The sequence below is a fragment of the Pseudoalteromonas sp. Scap25 genome (genome assembly GCF_013394125.1).
Classification (GTDB): Bacteria; Pseudomonadota; Gammaproteobacteria; order Enterobacterales; family Alteromonadaceae; genus Pseudoalteromonas.
Window position 1 is genome coordinate 342111 of sequence record NZ_CP041327.1, and the last position, 16867, is coordinate 358977.

At 39.8% G+C, this 16867-nt stretch carries 14 protein-coding genes; 10 read left to right on the forward strand and 4 right to left on the reverse strand.

Annotation, left to right across the window (positions count from 1 at the left end; all coding sequences use genetic code 11):
- Nucleotides 1–9: 9 nt before the first annotated feature.
- Genes aroB through FLM54_RS01560 form a run of 3 tightly spaced genes read left to right on the forward strand, consistent with a single transcriptional unit; the run spans nucleotide 10 to nucleotide 3323 of the window.
- Complete coding sequence (gene aroB, locus FLM54_RS01550) at nucleotides 10–1080, forward strand: 3-dehydroquinate synthase (RefSeq protein WP_178954732.1); 1071 nt, start codon at nucleotides 10–12, stop codon at nucleotides 1078–1080.
- The gene (locus tag FLM54_RS01555; RefSeq protein ID WP_178954734.1) at nucleotides 1081–2418 is read left to right on the forward strand and encodes an SPOR domain-containing protein; all 1338 of its coding nucleotides are present in this window, start codon (nucleotides 1081–1083) and stop codon (nucleotides 2416–2418) included.
- A gap of 53 nt (nucleotides 2419–2471) precedes the next feature.
- Entirely contained in the window at nucleotides 2472–3323 is an 852-nt protein-coding gene (locus tag FLM54_RS01560; RefSeq protein ID WP_178954736.1) for a Dam family site-specific DNA-(adenine-N6)-methyltransferase, read from the forward strand.
- Here FLM54_RS01560 and FLM54_RS01565 read toward each other — a convergent pair.
- Nucleotides 3286–3471, reverse strand: a complete 186-nt coding sequence (locus FLM54_RS01565; protein WP_178954738.1) for a DUF2970 domain-containing protein — start codon at nucleotides 3469–3471, stop codon at nucleotides 3286–3288. The genes FLM54_RS01560 and FLM54_RS01565 overlap by 38 nt on opposite strands.
- Nucleotides 3472–3474: 3 nt before the next feature.
- Complete coding sequence (locus tag FLM54_RS01570; RefSeq protein ID WP_138607184.1) at nucleotides 3475–3774, reverse strand: hypothetical protein; 300 nt, start codon at nucleotides 3772–3774, stop codon at nucleotides 3475–3477.
- 272 nt (nucleotides 3775–4046) lie between these two features.
- On the opposite strand from FLM54_RS01570, the gene rpe reads away from it, so the two are divergent.
- Genes rpe through trpS form a run of 3 tightly spaced genes read left to right on the forward strand, consistent with a single transcriptional unit; the run spans nucleotide 4047 to nucleotide 6433 of the window.
- Nucleotides 4047–4730: a ribulose-phosphate 3-epimerase gene (gene rpe, locus FLM54_RS01575; protein ID WP_178954740.1), complete on the forward strand. Its 684-nt coding sequence runs from the start codon at nucleotides 4047–4049 to the stop codon at nucleotides 4728–4730.
- A complete protein-coding gene (locus FLM54_RS01580) occupies nucleotides 4730–5395 on the forward strand; it encodes an HAD-IA family hydrolase (RefSeq protein ID WP_178954742.1) in 666 nt (221 codons plus the stop codon). Before rpe ends, FLM54_RS01580 begins: the two co-directional genes overlap by 1 nt.
- 33 nt (nucleotides 5396–5428) lie before the next feature.
- Nucleotides 5429–6433: a tryptophan--tRNA ligase gene (trpS, locus tag FLM54_RS01585; RefSeq protein ID WP_138607179.1), complete on the forward strand. Its 1005-nt coding sequence runs from the start codon at nucleotides 5429–5431 to the stop codon at nucleotides 6431–6433.
- An 89-nt stretch (nucleotides 6434–6522) separates the two neighbouring features.
- On the opposite strand, the gene uvrA is transcribed toward trpS, so the two are convergent.
- Entirely contained in the window at nucleotides 6523–9342 is a 2820-nt protein-coding gene (gene uvrA, locus FLM54_RS01590; protein WP_076918874.1) for an excinuclease ABC subunit UvrA, read from the reverse strand.
- Between the two features lie 163 nt (nucleotides 9343–9505).
- Here uvrA and FLM54_RS01595 point away from each other — a divergent pair, with 163 nt between their 5' ends.
- From FLM54_RS01595 to FLM54_RS01605, 3 genes are all read left to right on the forward strand, one after another.
- Nucleotides 9506–10873, forward strand: a complete 1368-nt coding sequence (locus tag FLM54_RS01595; RefSeq protein WP_178954744.1) for an MFS transporter — start codon at nucleotides 9506–9508, stop codon at nucleotides 10871–10873.
- Nucleotides 10874–10893: 20 nt separating this feature from the next.
- Nucleotides 10894–11586, forward strand: coding sequence for a single-stranded DNA-binding protein (gene ssb / locus FLM54_RS01600; protein ID WP_178954746.1), 693 nt, complete (start codon nucleotides 10894–10896; stop codon nucleotides 11584–11586).
- 339 nt (nucleotides 11587–11925) lie between these two features.
- Nucleotides 11926–13572, forward strand: a complete 1647-nt coding sequence (locus tag FLM54_RS01605) for an EAL domain-containing protein (protein WP_178954748.1) — start codon at nucleotides 11926–11928, stop codon at nucleotides 13570–13572.
- Between the two features lie 4 nt (nucleotides 13573–13576).
- Here FLM54_RS01605 and FLM54_RS01610 read toward each other — a convergent pair whose 3' ends face one another.
- A complete protein-coding gene (locus FLM54_RS01610; protein WP_178954750.1) occupies nucleotides 13577–14485 on the reverse strand; it encodes a 1-aminocyclopropane-1-carboxylate deaminase/D-cysteine desulfhydrase in 909 nt (302 codons plus the stop codon).
- Nucleotides 14486–14820: 335 nt separating this feature from the next.
- Between FLM54_RS01610 and FLM54_RS01615 the strand changes: the two genes are divergently transcribed.
- On the forward strand, nucleotides 14821–16827 hold the full coding sequence (locus tag FLM54_RS01615) for an SUMF1/EgtB/PvdO family nonheme iron enzyme (protein WP_138607169.1): 2007 nt from the start codon (nucleotides 14821–14823) through the stop codon (nucleotides 16825–16827).
- Nucleotides 16828–16867 lie beyond the last annotated feature (40 nt).

Below are 16867 nucleotides of genomic sequence, written 5' to 3' on the forward strand. Positions count from 1 at the left end.
TAACCCAGCATGCTTGAATTAACTGTTAATTTAGACGAGCGAAGTTATCCTATTTATATTGGTCAATCTGCACTTCAAGATACAGGCCGTCTAATCCATCACATTGGTGATTGTCGGCCTATCATCATCACTAATGACACTATTGCGCCGCTCTATCTTCAGCAGTTGCTTGACTCATTATCACAGCAAAACCCACTTCATTTTATTATTCCAGATGGCGAGCAATATAAATCACTCACCTGGTTTGAAAAAATATCAGCATTCTTACTTGAAAATAACTGCGGTCGTGACACCTGTTTAATTGCATTAGGTGGTGGCGTAGTTGGCGATTTAACTGGTTTTGTTGCGGCCTGCTATCAGCGCGGTGTGCCTTTTATTCAAATACCTACCACGTTATTATCTCAAGTAGATTCCTCCGTTGGTGGTAAAACAGCAGTAAACCATCCGCTTGGTAAAAATATGATAGGGTCTTTTTACCAACCACAAGCTGTGTTTGTAGATACGCGTTCGCTACATACTTTACCTACCCGTGAGTTTGCTGCAGGCATGGCTGAAGTTATTAAATATGGCCTGATTTACGATACTGAATTGTTTGCTTATTTAGAGCAAAATATCACTCAATTACAACAGTTAGATGAAGCCTGTTTACAGCATATTATTTTTAGATGCTGTGAAATTAAAGCACTCATCGTTGCTCAAGATGAGAAAGAGCAAGGCTTGCGTGCACTATTAAATTTAGGACACACGTTTGCCCATGCAATAGAAGCACAAATGGGGTACGGCGTGTGGTTACATGGTGAAGCCGTAGCGACAGGTATGGTGCTTGCTGCCAAGCTTGCTCATACTCGTAACGATTTAACACAGCAAGACCTAGAGCGTATTGCTACATTAATAGCAGCATATAATTTACCAATCGATATCCCTAATGATATGACCAGTGAGCAATTTTTACTGCATATGCGCAAAGATAAAAAGAATAAAAAAGGGACGATCCGATTTATTTTACCCACCGAATTTGGTCAATGTGCATTAGTTGATGATGTATCAGATGATCAAGTTAGAGCATTGATCGAGCAATAAATGCAGTCACAAATTTTACCAAGCCGTGCGGCTTTGGTGGATAGAATCGCATTACAATTTGAATATGGTCAAAACTTAATTGTTTTATTAGGCACCTCTGGTCTGGGTAAAAGCTATTTGCTTGAAACCTTCATTACTGATAAATATAACGATTTTAATAAAGCATTTGTGCAAGTCGGTGCCCAGATGACTGATGTGCAGTTAATGACTCAGTTATTAGAGCAAAGTTTTAACGCCCCTTTAGTTGATCACAATCTAAGCTTATCGCAAAACTATTATCAATTAGCGAAACAACAACAATGTGGGGCGTGCTTGTGGGTTGTTGATGGCGGCAGGCACCTATCCGAAGAGCTAATCGCAGAGCTTGAGCTACTATCAAAAAATGCACCTAATGTGCTTTATATTATGATTGCATCACAGTCTAAATTACCCTTTAAAGATGCAGTAAATATTCATTTAGAACCATTAAATATAGCTGAAAGTAAGCAACTTATGGGGTGGTACTTTACGAACCTACCCTATGACGAAGATCCTGTCTTTCAAACTTTTTTAGTTGAAGCTCATGGTAACCCAAGCCTGTTATTAGCCTGGCAGCCAAGCGAGCAGGTTGCAGATATTGTCGTTAAAGATAAGGTATCTTGGCGATTACAGCTGCTCACATTGTTATTAATAATTATGCTGTTGATTATTGGCCTTGTGTACAAAGCCGATATGACCCAGTGGTGGGAAAATGCTAATCGCCAAATTGATGAGCAAGTGCTATCAACCGCCATTACAACTGAGCAAGCTATTGAAAATAAACCACAGAAGCGAGTGCCTTTAAGTAGTGAGCCGCCAGCAGCTGTCCTTCAAAAGCTCACCCAAAAAACCAATAACAATGTTCCAGCGATTGTTGGGAGCTTAACGGAATCAACGAATGTTGTTGAACAGGAAAAGCCGGCATCAAAACCCGTTGAAGAAAAGCCGGCATCAAAACCCGTTGAAGAAAAGCCGGTTACTAAACCTGCCCAGACAAAGCCGCAAAACCCAATAGTAAAAATATCCAGTAATTGGTACTTACAACAACCTGAGGATAATTTTGTTATTCAGCTCTTAGCTGTAACTCAGCAGCAGGTAGGGAACGAGTTTATTGTTGAACATAAGCTAGAAAATATCACTAATACCTACCAAACTAAACGAAATGGTAAAATGTGGTGGGTAGTAACTACAGGCAACTTTGTTAGCTTAAATGAGGCAAAACAAGCACTGCAAGTACTTCCTGCTGAGGTTAGAAAAAATAAACCTTTCTATAAAAAAATTAGTAAAATAAAACAAGAAATTGCACGAGTTGATCAGTAAACTCAGTAACTTTAGTGTAAAATCGCGCAACACCGAATTGAAGTAAAGAGCCAATGCAGCAAAAGAGTAGAGCCTTCCTTAAATGGGCTGGCGGAAAATACAGCCTCGTTGAAGATATTAACGCGCGACTAAATCAAGCAAGTAAGCATGCTGATACCTTGGTTGAACCTTTTGTTGGTGCGGGCTCAGTGTTTTTAAATAGCAACTTTAAACACTATGTACTCAACGATATTAATGCTGATTTAATCAATTTATATAAAGAGCTCAAACGTTCGCCTGATGAGTTCATTAGTGATGCTAAAAAGCTTTTTGTTGATTTAAACAACCACTCAGATGCGTATTATGATTATCGTGTGCAGTTTAATCAAAGCAGTGATGTGTATGAGCGAGCCATCTTATTTTTATATATGAACCGCCATGGTTATAACGGATTATGCCGCTATAATTTAAAGGGTATTTTTAATGTACCTTTTGGTAAATATAAAAAGCCTTATTTTCCTGAAAAAGAAATGTACTTTTTTGCTAGCAAAGCGCAACAAGCTACATTTACTTGCCTAGGATATGATGATGTATTCAAGCTGGTGCCTAAAAATGCAGTGATTTACTGCGATCCGCCTTATGTGCCATTAAGTAAAACTGCATCTTTTACCTCGTATGCAAAAGGCGGGTTTAATTTGGATGATCAGGCTAATTTAGCGAACTTAGCTGAGCAAGCAGCTTTTGAGAATAATACGCCAGTCCTTATTTCAAATCACGATACGGTATGGACACGCAAAATTTACAGCCAAGCTTCTTTGGATAAAATTCAGGTTAAACGCACGATTAGCCCAAAAGGCGGTTCACGAAATAAAGTAGATGAGCTAATGGCTATGTACTTAGCACCGAAGTCACGGTTGCGTAAATAGCCAGTACAAATAATACAAAAAGTATCACGGCAATAGCTATTAATGTAATAGGGGAGTGGTGTTTAAAGTCTGTTTGACGCTTATCTTCAGATTGCACACCAAAAAATGCCGCTAGCACACTTTGTAACGCGCTTAAGAAATGCTGCATTAATTAAAATAATGGTTTGATTGAAGATGGCTTGTGGTTGTCGTCAGTACCTGTTAATAACTCTAGGAAATCTAGGTAATGAAACTGGGCACTGCGGCTATTGCCGGTTAGCCAAGAAGCCCAAGAAGAGTCTTCTTGAATTTGAATGCAGCGATTTGCGCTATGATTAATAGCGTTAGTTTGATCTTTATGAAGACAAGTGTTGGCTGAACTTAATTCTTGCTCAGTATTTGAAGAAAGCGACGCAGCTCCAATAATGACACTTACCGACGTGATTAATAATCCAATTTTAAAAACACGCATAATATAAACCTAGTAATTTAGTTCTCCACCAAGCATAACAAACTTGCTTAAATAATACACTTTATTTTTAGCTATATTCAAAGCTAATCATGCCGCAAAATTTGTTTATAAGCGTGATTTATCCTTTTAGCTCACGCGCTTTGTCGTTGTTATAGTTAATAACAGTTAGTCGCTAGCGTTGCTAATTTAGCGTTATTTTTAAAGGTGTTACTTGGGTAACATCGTTAATTAAGTTACATTAACGCCATAAATTATTCATTAATGGATTAGCAATGCTCAATTGTGAACAAAAATACTTAATAGCGCCCTCAATTTTATCCGCAGACTTTGCACGCCTTGGCGAAGATGTTGACAGAGTCTTAGCTGCAGGGGCTGATGTTGTCCATTTTGATGTAATGGATAACCATTACGTACCTAACTTAACAATAGGCCCAATGGTGTGTAAAGCACTTCGCGATTACGGGATTAAAGCTCCTATTGATGTTCATTTAATGGTGAAACCGGTAGATAGTTTAATTCCACAATTTGCCGAGGCGGGGGCGTCAATTATTACCTTTCATCCAGAAGCCAGTGAGCATATTGACCGCACTTTACAATTGATAAAAGATCAAGGTTGCCAAGCAGGTCTAGCTTTTAATCCTGCAACGAGTTTAAGCTACCTTGATCATGTAATGGATAAAATAGATGTTATTTTATTAATGTCGGTGAACCCCGGATTTGGTGGGCAAAGTTTTATTCCACAAACACTTGAGAAACTGCGAGAGGCAAAGCAACGCATTATTGATTCTGGGCGTGATATTCGCCTAGAAGTTGATGGCGGTATTAAAGTAGATAATATTGCAGCGGCGGCTGAAGCGGGTGCTGACATGTTTGTTGCAGGCTCTGCTATTTTTAATCAGCCTGACTATAAAAGCGTAATTGATGAAATGCGCCAACAATTAGAAAGTATTAAGTAATGAAATATGATGCGGCACTATTTGACTTAGACGGCACGCTAGTTGACAGCGTGTATGACTTATATATGGCCTTAAATCTTACGCTAAGTGATTTAGCGTTTCCCATAGTCAGTCAGCGATTAGTTGAAAGCTGGGTAGGTAATGGCATTGAGGTGTTAGTAAAGCGAGCTCTTTGCGGTGATATACAAATTAGTGAACACCTTGATGAGACTCTGAGTGAGCGAGCCATTAAGCTTTTTTATCAACATTACAGTGAGCTGGTTGGTGAATACAGCGTATTATATCAGCATGTTGAAACGGGCCTTGCTGCTCTCAGTGGTATGCCCAAAGCACTTATTACCAATAAAGCACGCCGCTTTACCGAACTACTTTTAGATAAACTGGCTATTCGCAGTCATTTTGAGGTGATTGTTTGCGGTGACGACATGGCAAAAAAACCGTCACCTGAGCCACTCTTATTTGCTTGTAATGCATTGAATATTTCGCCAGATAAAGCCATTATGATTGGTGATTCAAAGAGTGACATACTGGCAGCACAAGCCGCCAATATTGATGTGATAGCTCTTACTTATGGGTATCATCAAGGAGAGCAGCTCGGGGATTATAATCCACAGTACCTATGCGATAACTTCTTAGCTATAATACCCACACTTACACAGCGTTAAAATTTTTAATCAATTAAACACTAAAGGAAAATCATGAGTAAACCAGTAGTTTTAAGTGGCATTCAGCCAACCGGTGGTATGACAATAGGCAACTATGTTGGCGCTATTAACCAGTGGCTAAAGCTACAGGAAGACCACGAAAGTTTCTTTATGCTTGTTGATTTGCACGCAATTACTGTTCGCCAAGAGCCTGAGCTTCTTCGATCTCGTGTGTTAGACGGTATAGCCTTATATGCAGCGTGCGGTATTGACCCTGAAAAGTCTGCGCTTTTTGTGCAATCACAAGTGCCTGAACACGCACAGTTAGCGTGGGTATTAAATTGTTACGCACAAATGGGTGAGCTTAACCGCATGACTCAGTTTAAAGATAAGTCATCTAAGCATGCTAACAATGTAAACGTAGGTTTATTTTCGTATCCAGTATTACAAGCAGCAGATATTTTATTGTATCAAGCTGACCAAGTGCCAGTAGGGGACGATCAAAAGCAGCATCTAGAGCTAACGCGTGATATAGCTACTCGCTTTAATAACTTGTACGGCGACGTATTTAAATTACCTGAGCCATATATTCCAGAATTTGGCGCACGCGTAATGAGCCTTCAAGATCCGCTTAAAAAGATGTCTAAGTCAGATGAAAACCCAAATGGTTACATCATGCTATTAGATGAGCCTAAAAAGATCGAGAAAAAGCTTAAAAAAGCAGTAACCGATTCAGATGAGCAAGCACGTATTTACTTTGATCGTACAGAAAAGCCTGGTGTTTCTAACTTACTTACTTTATTAAGCGTGGCGACTAAGCGCTCAATTGAAGATTTGGTGCCAGAGTACGAAGATAAAATGTACGGCCACCTGAAAAAAGACACTGCAGATGCGGTAGTGAATATGATTGAGCCAATCCAAGCACGTTTTAAAGAGATCAGAGAAGATCAAAACCTACTTGATAGCATCATGAAATCAGGTGCAGAAAAGGCCAGTGTACGTGCAGAAAAAACACTTAAATCGGTATACGATGCACTAGGATTTATTCCTCGTACATAATTTGATTTATTAGAATAAGCGTAAAAAAATGCCGCTAATTTAGCGGCATTTTTGTGTAACTTTTAATAAGTACTTTTTTATAATTTATATTAAAGTAATGGTTTTAAGTAGTGCCCAGTATGTGAGCGCTGACATTCCGCCACTTCTTCTGGTGTACCTGCAATCAGTATTTCACCGCCGCCAGCACCACCTTCAGGGCCTAAATCAACGATCCAATCGGCAGTTTTTATTACATCTAAATTATGCTCAATTACTACAATGGTATTGCCATGATCGCGTAGGCGATGAAGCACCACTAATAACTGTTCAATATCAGCAAAATGAAGTCCCGTGGTTGGCTCATCAAGAATGTACAATGTTTTTCCAGTATCACGCTTAGAGAGCTCACGTGCTAACTTAATTCGCTGTGCTTCACCACCAGAAAGTGTTGTAGCGGCTTGGCCTAAACGAATATAAGAAAGTCCAACATCCATTAGGGTTTTAAGTTTACGTGCTATAGCCGGTATTTTATCAAAGTAGTCATGGGCATCTTCAACGGTCATGTCGAGCACTTGGTTGATGTTTTTGCCTTTATATTGTACTTCTAAGGTTTCGCGATTATAACGTTTACCCTTACACACATCACACGGTACATATACGTCTGGTAAGAAGTGCATTTCTACTTTAATAACGCCATCACCTTGGCATGCCTCACAACGCCCACCTTTAACATTAAAGCTAAAGCGACCTACTTTGTAACCACGTGAACGGGCTTCTTGAGTACCTGCAAATAGCTCACGAATACCAGTGAAAATACCAGTATAAGTGGCAGGGTTTGAACGCGGTGTGCGGCCAATAGGACTTTGGTCAATATCAATTACTTTATCAAAGTGCTCAAGTCCTGCAATTGACCCATAAGGAGCTGCTTCTGCAGTAGTTGCGCCGTTGAGTTCTGTGTGAGCAAGTTTAAATAAGGTATCGTTAATGAGCGTTGATTTACCCGAGCCAGATACACCGGTAATACAGGTCATTAAGCCAAATGGTATTTTTAAATCAACATTTTTTAAGTTATTACCCGTCGCTCCAAACAGCTCTAGCCATTTATCGTTAGTAGCATGGCGCTCTTTAGGCACTTCAATTTTACGCACGCCGGATAAAAACTGGCCGGTAACCGAGTCTTTGCTTGCTAAAATATCATCGCGTGTACCTTGAGCAATAACATGTCCGCCATGTACGCCAGCACCTGGGCCAATATCAATAATATGATCAGCGGCACGAATGGCGTCTTCATCGTGTTCTACAACAATAACGGTGTTACCCAAATCGCGTAAATGAACTAAGGTTTTCAATAAACGGTCGTTATCACGTTGGTGCAAACCAATTGAAGGTTCATCCAGTACATACATAACACCCACTAACCCAGCACCAATTTGACTCGCTAAGCGAATACGCTGTGCCTCACCGCCTGAAAGTGTGTCGGCGCTACGCTCAAGTGATAAGTAATTTAGACCTACATTAATTAAGAACGATAGGCGATCGCGAATTTCTTTTAGAATTTTTTCGGCGATTTGGCCTTTTTGCCCAGTTAAATGCAAGCCTTCAAAAAAGCTCATCGCCTCACCAATACTCATATGCGTAATGGTTGGCAAGTTAGTTTGACCAATAAATACATTGCGTGCTTCTTGGCGCAAACGTGAGCCTTTACAACTAGGGCAGGCTTGGCTGGTTTGATATTTGGCTAGTTCTTCACGCACTGAGTTTGATTCAGTTTCGCGGTAGCGGCGGTTCATATTGTTTAACACGCCCTCAAATACATGATTACGTGTAATTAAATCACCGCGGTCATTACGATAATTAAATGCAATTTTAGTATCACCAGAGCCATCTAAAATAATTTTTTTATGTTCTTTTGCAAGCTCTTGATAAGGAACATCTAAATCAAACTCGTAATGTTGTGCAACTGCTTGCAACATTTGATAATAGTAAAAGCTGCGTTTATCCCAGCCTTTAATTGCACCGCCAGCTAAACTTATTTCAGGGTTGTGAACCACGCGATTAGGGTCAAAGTATTGTCTTACGCCTAAACCATCACAGCTTTGACAAGCTCCTGCAGGGTTATTGAACGAAAATAAACGCGGTTCAAGTTCGGTCATCGCATAGCCACAGGTTGGGCAGGCAAAATTTGCTGAAAACAGCATTTCTTCAGCACTGCTATCATCCATAAAAGCAATGTTAGCAACGCCGCCTGACATTTCAAGTGCCGTTTCAAAAGACTCTGCAAGACGTTGCTGTTGACCCTCTTTTACTTTAAAGCGATCCACAACGACTTCAATAGTATGCTTTTTATGTAAATCTAGCGGTGGTGGATCGGATAAGTCGCATACTTCACCATCTATACGAGCACGAATGTAACCTTGACTGGCAAGTTGTTCTAATAGTTTTACATGCTCACCTTTACGGTCTTTAACAACAGGAGCAAGTAGCATTAACTTAGTGCCTTCAGGCAGCGCTAATGCGGTATCGACCATTTGACTAATTGTTTGCGCTGCGAGTGGTAAATCATGAGTTGGACAGCGAGGTTCGCCAACCCGTGCAAACATTAAACGCAGGTAATCGTAGATTTCAGTAATGGTTCCCACGGTTGAACGGGGATTATGCGAGGTTGATTTTTGTTCAATGGAAATAGCAGGGGAAAGGCCTTCAATATGATCTACGTCAGGTTTTTCCATTAATGACAAAAACTGCCTTGCATAAGCAGAGAGTGATTCAACATACCGGCGTTGCCCTTCTGCATAAAGCGTATCAAATGCAAGTGATGACTTTCCTGAACCAGATAAGCCAGTGATAACAATTAGTTTATCACGTGGGATGGTTAGGCTGATGTCTTTTAAATTGTGCGTGCGGGCGCCTCGGACTTCAATGTTTTCCATGCTATCTCGTTTATTGCCAAAATTATTTGTTCAGTATCGCATAATACGCTGCAATATTAATCCTTGATCATTGAAAAAATCCTTAGTTATAGACGATTAATTATTGCCAAGCTTGTGATAGAATCCTTGCCTAATTTTTTCACACAGTAAGATCATGCAAATAATGACCGCATCTTCACTTAATTCACGAGAGAAACGCGCCGCCGTATCGTTAGCGAGTGTGTTTGCATTTAGAATGCTCGGCTTGTTTATGCTGATGCCTGTTTTAGCTATTTATGGTCAATCGCTTGAAGGCTTTTCACCTTTATGGATAGGTTTTGCAATTGGTGCGTATGGTTTAACGCAGGCCGTATTACAAATACCTATGGGGCGACTGTCTGATAAAATTGGCCGTAAAAAAGTGATTGTAGGTGGTTTGCTTGTATTTGCCTTGGGTTCAGTAGTTGCGGCTTTAGCTGAGTCCATACAAATGGTAACGGTAGGGCGTGCCTTGCAAGGTATGGGCGCTATCGCCAGCGCATTGTTAGCGTTTGCATCAGATTTAAGTCGTGACGAACAGCGACCAAAAGTAATGGCAGTTATTGGCATGAGCATAGGTATGAGCTTTGCCTTCGCTATGCTACTTGGACCTATAGTGGCAGCTTCATGGGGTATAGCCGGAGTGTTTTGGTTAACTGCTATACTGGCTTTATTAGGTATTTTTATTGTCACTATGCTGGTACCCAGTGCAATAAATAAAGCCCCTAAAGGCGATACACTTGCCAGCTTTAGTGACATTAAAAAGCTAATTAAACATCCGCAGCTTGCGCGTCTAAATGCAGGTGTATTATTGCTGCATTTAACATTGACGACTATTTTTGTAGTATTGCCAAGTCAACTAATTAAAGATGGACTTGTGGCTGAAAACCATTGGCAGCTTTATATTCCTGTTTTATTTTTAGCGTTTTTCTTGATGGTGCCAGTAATGATAGTGGCAATTAAAAAAGAGAAAGAAAAACAGGCGTTTATTGGTTCAGTGATGGTCTTAATAATAAGTATGTTTAGCATGTCAATATGGGCCAATAGTGTTGTTGGTATTGCGGTTTGTATGCTGTTATATTTTGTTGCTTTTAACTTTTTAGAAGCCACTATGCCAGCTCTTGTGTCGCGTATTGCTCCAGCAAGCCAAAAAGGCTCCGCCATGGGTGGGTATTCATCTAGCCAGTTCTTAGGGGCTTTTTTAGGCGGTATGTTAGGCGGGTATGTAGCACAAACCACTAGTACGCAAGCTGTGTTTGCGGCGGCGGCACTTGTTGGGGTAATATGGCTTATTATTGCGTGGAAAATGCAAGTCCCACCGAAAAGCAAAGTTATTAGTTTAATGACCCAATTAGATTCTGAAGAGCAGGCACAAACACTAGCTTCTCAGTTAGTTGCTTTACCCGGCGTAATAGAAGCAACCGTAGTTCGCGATGAAAGTCGAAGCTACTTAAAGATTAATGATAAAGAATTTGACCTAGACCAAGCCCGAAGAGTGGCTGGTTTAATCTAACGTTTATAGGAGATGGTTCCATGGCACGCGGTGTGAACAAAGTAATTTTGGTTGGTAATTTAGGGCAAGATCCTGAAGTTCGTTACATGCCTAATGGTAATGGCGTAGCAAATATTACCTTAGCAACTTCAGACAGCTATAAAGATAAAAACACTGGCCAAATGGTTGATAAAACTGAGTGGCACCGTGTGGTATTTTTTGGCAAATTAGCTGAAATTGTAGGCGAATACTGCCGCAAGGGTTCACAAATTTACGTAGAAGGTAAACTTCAAACTCGTAAATGGACTGACCAACAAGGCCAAGAAAAGTACACTACAGAAATTGTTGTTGATGGCTTTACTGGTCAAATGCAAATGTTAGGTGCACGTGGTGGCGACCAACAAAGTGGTGGCTATCAAGGTAACCAAGGTGGTCAACAAAGTGGCGGTTATCAAGGCGGACAGCAAAGCGGTAGCTATGGTCAAAATAACCAAGGCCAAAATAGTCAGCAAGGCAGTTATGCTCCACAGCAACAATCTGCACCTGCCCAGCAGCCAGCGCCGCAACAAAACAACCAGTATCAACCACAGCAGCAAGGTGGTTTTGCACCTCAGCAAAATAATGCACCACAACAGCAAGGCGGGTTTGCTCCTAAGCCGCAAAATGCACCGCAAGGTGGCGCATCAAATCCAATGGAACCAACAATCGACTTTGATGACGATATTCCTTTCTAATTTCCAACTTTTTAGTTTAAAAAGTATTAAAAAAGAGCCCTGAGTAATCAGGGCTTTTTTTATTGATAATAATTACTATCCCTCTCGTTTATCCTCAGCTGAGTGAGTAAATACTCCTCATTAAAAAGCTGTAAATAGCTTTAAGGTTTTCAAAGCAGGGCGGCACTCCCATTTATGCGCACAAAGATGAAGCCATTACTAATTTTGTTGACCACTAAATATAATGTTTATAAACATTAAGTATTAATAATAAAACAGCTACTAAACTTTTATTATTGGCTTGTGCAATTGCAAATAGTAGACAACACTTTAATAACTTATTTAATGAGCGGGTAAGTTATGAAAGCCAGTCAGTTTCAGTTTTCCAATTACGTTAGTGCCTTATTTTACGCTCTGTGTTTTATGCTATTTATTATTTTTAATAGTGGTTTAAATTTAGTTTTACAACATCAAAATAAGCAAACAGGTATAGAGCTCGCTAAGCAACTGCAGCAGCCGTTAGCCAATGAGCAGCAACTTTTAGCTAATACACCTTTTACCCTGGCTCCAGATAAAGTTTCTGTTTATATAAAGCAGAAAAAGCACTATTTCAGCTCTAATTCAAAAGGGATTCTGTTATATTCATGGCCTACCTGGTATGCCTATAACTACCTATTTATAATAATGAATATGTTTATTTTGGCCATTATTTTTGCTGCTAGGCGCTTTATATTGTTTAAAGCGACCAAAAATAGTTCAGTGACGTTGAAGCGCAAGCAAAACGATGGTTATAAAAAGGTATGCCATACGCCTAGAATAAAGCCTACACAACCGGTATTAGAAAACGTAGTCAAGGAGCAGAAAATAATTGGCTATAATATATTTGCGCTCATTCAATGCGAATGCCATTTTGATACAAACACGGACTTACCAGCGACTCTTAAAGTATTGCTAGCAAAAGACTTTACCAATACTGCTGTAATATCCGTTAAGCAATTAACAGCGGGTAAGTTTGCTTTTACTTTCACAGGGGTTAGTGCAATTGATAAAAAAAGTTGCGCTAAATACTTACATCAATACATGCTTAATGCAGCCCATATTTTAGCCCCTAGAGTGGCTGACGAGAGTATAAAGTTAGGTTTGTGTACTTACTACTCGAATGCTGATCAGGTGATGGTGTATCAGCTTGCCAGATCGTCACTCACACTATCAATGCAAAGTAGAGTGCAGCATTATCATCAATTGGCAATCAATTGCAGCCATCTTCAAATGCTTAATAAAAACTTAGTTATGAAGCGAGTTGAAAAACAAAAATTAGCGATTTTATTTCAACCTGTATACGAGTTGGATAGCGGCGCTATTATCAAACATCATGTTTTAATTAAAAGTAGCGATAAGACAAATAAGCAATTATTTAATCAAGATTATATAAGCCAGTTTTACAATGAGGATGAGGCATTACTACTTGACCAAGCGGTTGTTATACAGGTTAAAAAGCTGCTGCTAATAGAAAAGTCATCGTCTGTTATTAGTATTAAATTGCATCCTAAAAACTGGTTTAATAGTGAGTTTTGGTGTTGGCTAAGTAAACATATGAGTGAGTTGAAAAGCCTTCATACGTTACAGTTTTTGATAAATGAGGCTGATTTCTTAAATAGCCAAGATCGATTGCAGGCTGCTTTTTCGACCATAACAGCGCTCAACTTTAATATCGTTATTGATGAGGTTAGAAGTAGTAAGAGCATATTTAACTTCACCCATAACAGGCAAATAGCGGGGCTTAATTTGGCCCATGAACTTGTTCATGGCATAGATCATAATTATTTACAGCAGAAATCTGTCAGGGGAATTGTGCATATTGGTAAATTATTAAGTTTGCCAGTGGTGGCCTCGAGTGTAGAAACGTATCAAGAATTGCAATTTTTAAAAGTGATAGGTGTTAGTACTGCACAAGGAGGGTATTTCTCTGGATTATTACCCGACTTCACTCAAGTTGCATTTCATTAGCTAGTTAAACAAGTCCACGATATTTTAGCCCGTCCAAACCTTGCAGCCCTCCTGTATGAACGGCAATAATTTTGCTGCCAGGGGGAAAGTAGTCGTTGTTAATGAGCTGCCAAAGTGCATACATCATTTTTCCGCTGTAAATAGGTTCCAGTGGTAACTGATATTGCTGCTGCATGTACTGGCAAAACTGCCATAGCTCAGTAGTAAAGCGACCATATCCGCCATCATGGAACTGTGTAAGTAACTGCCAATTACTTTGTGATTTTGCTTTAGGACTAAGAGCCCGTATTTCATCTCGCAGGTAGTCGGCTTGCTTTAAAACTGCAACACCTAATACAGTGCTTTTACTTGAGCTGCCCTCTATTAAGCCCGCCAAGGTTCCACCACTGCCAGTAGGACAGATTAAGTAGTCGTGCTCAGGTAAACTTTGGGCAAGTTCTTTACATCCTTCTATAGCAAACTCGTTTGTGCCTCCTTCAGGTAGGATATATGCATTGGGGAATCGTGCCTGTAATACTGTTAAATATGCTTTCTCATTTCGTTGTCGGTACTCTAATCGATTCACTACATGTAATCGCATGCCACATTGCTTTGCAAATTTTAACGTTGGATTATTGAGATCAAGTTCAGGGCCTCTAACAATTGCGTGGGTTACTAGGTTAAATTCTTTCCCCGCGGCTGCGCACGCGTGAATATGATTTGAAAAAGCCCCACCAAAAGTCAGTAATTCTGTTTTACCTTGTTGTTGCATGCGAGCTAAATTGTATTTGAGCTTACGCCATTTATTACCACTAATAACAGGGTGTAATAAATCATCACGCTTGATGTTTAACGTAATGTTTTTTTCTGCTAGCAATTTGTTATTAATTGGTTGTAAATAACTATGTTCATTAATACTGAATTGTATTGGCATTATCACTCTTTTTTATTAGTTACATGGTGAATGTGCTGTTTAATAGCGTTATTTTGACTCAAATTTTATTACTTAAGCAAATTAAAAAATATGTATGCGCCGCTAAATTGGTATCTTTTGGGCGTAAAAGGCAGATAAATCTCGGTGTTGTTAAATAAATTAGCTATTTAGTACAAATGAAACGGTTATTTACTGGCATGAAACGGGATAATAGTTGTAAACTGAGATAATAAATGAACAAAGCTTGTGTTTTGTGCTTCAAGTACATAGCATAAGGTTTTATTATAAAAAATAATAATAACCAAATAATTGCCGCTTTTTTGGGACTGGAATATATGCGAATTGCTCCTTTATCTCTATTAATTTCTGCTAGCTTTTTTGCCAGCACAGTATTTGCACAAGATACAACTACTGTAAATAGAATTGAATCAGAGATTAATACGAAACAAACAGAATACACTCGTTCAACAACGATGCTCGATAAATATTTACAAGAAGAGAATCAGCTTCAAACCCAGCTTGAACTGCTTAGAGCGCGTTCAACACAACTTGATAAAGAAAAAAATCAAGCATTGGATGCGATGAATGACATGTATCGACGCTTAATTAATAATCCATCGCTTGATATTACGCAGGCGCAATCTCGTTATCAAAAAGCCGTTGTTGACCAAGAACAAAACAAAAATGATATCTCTATGCAATTGGCGGCAATTGCATCCCATCTAAAAGATATTGAGCAAATTCGCGCTGATAAACATGCTCTTCAGAACACTATTGAAAGTTTAAAAGTGCAATACACCACTGCGCGTGTAGAGCGATTGCGCAACGAATTTACCCGTGAAGGGACACTTGAAGTCGACCACACCCTTAATTGTAAGCGTACTGAAACACTAGCGGCATGTGAGCAACGCGGACAGCAGATGGGGCTGAAAAAGGCGACTAAGCGCTTTTTAGATCAAATATTTGAAAACCTTACCGAAAAACGTCTTGTCGAACCTAAGCGAGATATGGCAGGAGCGCAAGTACAGATTTTAAGTAGCCATGTGATTAAGAGCGCTTTTAGCGGGCAAGGTGATTACAACGTCAATTTAAGCGTTACTATGCGTGGAGATGTAAACAGTAGCCGTTTGTGTCACTTATTAAGTGTAAATAACAGTTTTTGTTCAGAGTATGGTACCCCGCTGACAAATACTTATCAGCCTGCTTATAGCACTACTTTTTCAGATAGTCAGTTAACATTCAGCGATAATGCGGATAATAAGGCGGTCGCTGTTGTTGCAAAAACAGCTAACAAAAAGCCAAAAGTGGTCGCTGAGCAAAAGAAAGATCAGTTAATCCAGTTAACTTTGCGCTCAAACGTGCATGGCGATGAAGTTTTTATTAACGACATTCGTGTTGGCTCAACTCGCTTAGTAACAAGGTTACCGCGTGGTTTACACAAATTAGAAATACGCAAAGACGGTTATGTTCCTTACAAAGCACGTATTGATTTAAAGAAGACACGTACACTTTTCGCTAAGTTAGAAAAAAAGTCAGAGTCGATTGCTGCACCGACTAAAAAGCGAGAGCAAATAATACAAGCAGATTGCCCTAAAGGAATGGAAGTTGATACGCAGCCACCAACAGTGGATTCGTCAGCGGTAGTAATCCCTGTTGGCACATTTAAAATGGGCGATATTAACGGCAATGGACTGGAAAATGAGCGTCCCGTTGTTGAAAAAACGATTAGTGAAGCGTTTGTTATGCAAAGTAAAGAAGTCACTGTCGGCGCATTTGAGAAGTTTGTAAACGAAACGCAATATAAGACTGAAGCTGAAAAAGGCAAAGGGTGTGCTTATTATCTAAATGGCGAACCCGTTTGGGAAGCAAGCTTAAACTGGCGAGCTCCTGGGTTTGAGCAAACTAGTGATTTTCCAGCTGTGTGTTTGACAAAAAATGATGCTGTAGCTTATGCAGAATGGTTTTCTGATAAAACAGCGCAAACGTATCGCCTACCTACAGAGGTTGAGTGGGAATATGCAGCGCGTGCAGGTACAGATACTGAATACCCTTGGGGTAACGAAATTGGTAAAAACTTAGCAAACTGTGGTTGGTGTGGTAGCGAATGGTCAAACAAACGCACTGCACCGGTAGGGTCTTTTTCTGCAAATGCATTTGGTTTATACGACACCGTGGGCAATGTATGGGAATGGACTGGTAGCACAGAGAATAAAAAAAATGCAGTGGTTCGTGGCGGCGCATGGAATTTTGCACCTAGCCTTGCTCGTGCCTCAACGCGTTTAATCCTAGCGCCAGACTTTAGAGCTAATTACATTGGCTTTCGCTTAATGAGCGAACAATAATATTTAATGAGGAAGCAAACGCTTCCTCTTTTTAATGATT

Excerpts from the sequence above, each read along its gene's own strand:
- aroB (WP_178954732.1), top strand. The coding sequence starts at position 10 with ATGCTTGAATTAACTGTTAATTTAGACGAGCGAAGTTATCCTATTTAT.
- FLM54_RS01555 (WP_178954734.1), top strand. The coding sequence starts at position 1,081 with ATGCAGTCACAAATTTTACCAAGCCGTGCGGCTTTGGTGGATAGAATC.
- FLM54_RS01560 (WP_178954736.1), top strand. The coding sequence starts at position 2,472 with ATGCAGCAAAAGAGTAGAGCCTTCCTTAAATGGGCTGGCGGAAAATAC.
- FLM54_RS01565 (WP_178954738.1), bottom strand. The coding sequence starts at position 3,471 with ATGCAGCATTTCTTAAGCGCGTTACAAAGTGTGCTAGCGGCATTTTTT.
- FLM54_RS01570 (WP_138607184.1), bottom strand. The coding sequence starts at position 3,774 with ATGCGTGTTTTTAAAATTGGATTATTAATCACGTCGGTAAGTGTCATT.
- rpe (WP_178954740.1), top strand. The coding sequence starts at position 4,047 with ATGCTCAATTGTGAACAAAAATACTTAATAGCGCCCTCAATTTTATCC.
- FLM54_RS01580 (WP_178954742.1), top strand. The coding sequence starts at position 4,730 with ATGAAATATGATGCGGCACTATTTGACTTAGACGGCACGCTAGTTGAC.
- trpS (WP_138607179.1), top strand. The coding sequence starts at position 5,429 with ATGAGTAAACCAGTAGTTTTAAGTGGCATTCAGCCAACCGGTGGTATG.
- uvrA (WP_076918874.1), bottom strand. The coding sequence starts at position 9,342 with ATGGAAAACATTGAAGTCCGAGGCGCCCGCACGCACAATTTAAAAGAC.
- FLM54_RS01595 (WP_178954744.1), top strand. The coding sequence starts at position 9,506 with ATGACCGCATCTTCACTTAATTCACGAGAGAAACGCGCCGCCGTATCG.
- ssb (WP_178954746.1), top strand. The coding sequence starts at position 10,894 with ATGGCACGCGGTGTGAACAAAGTAATTTTGGTTGGTAATTTAGGGCAA.
- FLM54_RS01605 (WP_178954748.1), top strand. The coding sequence starts at position 11,926 with ATGAAAGCCAGTCAGTTTCAGTTTTCCAATTACGTTAGTGCCTTATTT.
- FLM54_RS01610 (WP_178954750.1), bottom strand. The coding sequence starts at position 14,485 with ATGCCAATACAATTCAGTATTAATGAACATAGTTATTTACAACCAATT.
- FLM54_RS01615 (WP_138607169.1), top strand. The coding sequence starts at position 14,821 with ATGCGAATTGCTCCTTTATCTCTATTAATTTCTGCTAGCTTTTTTGCC.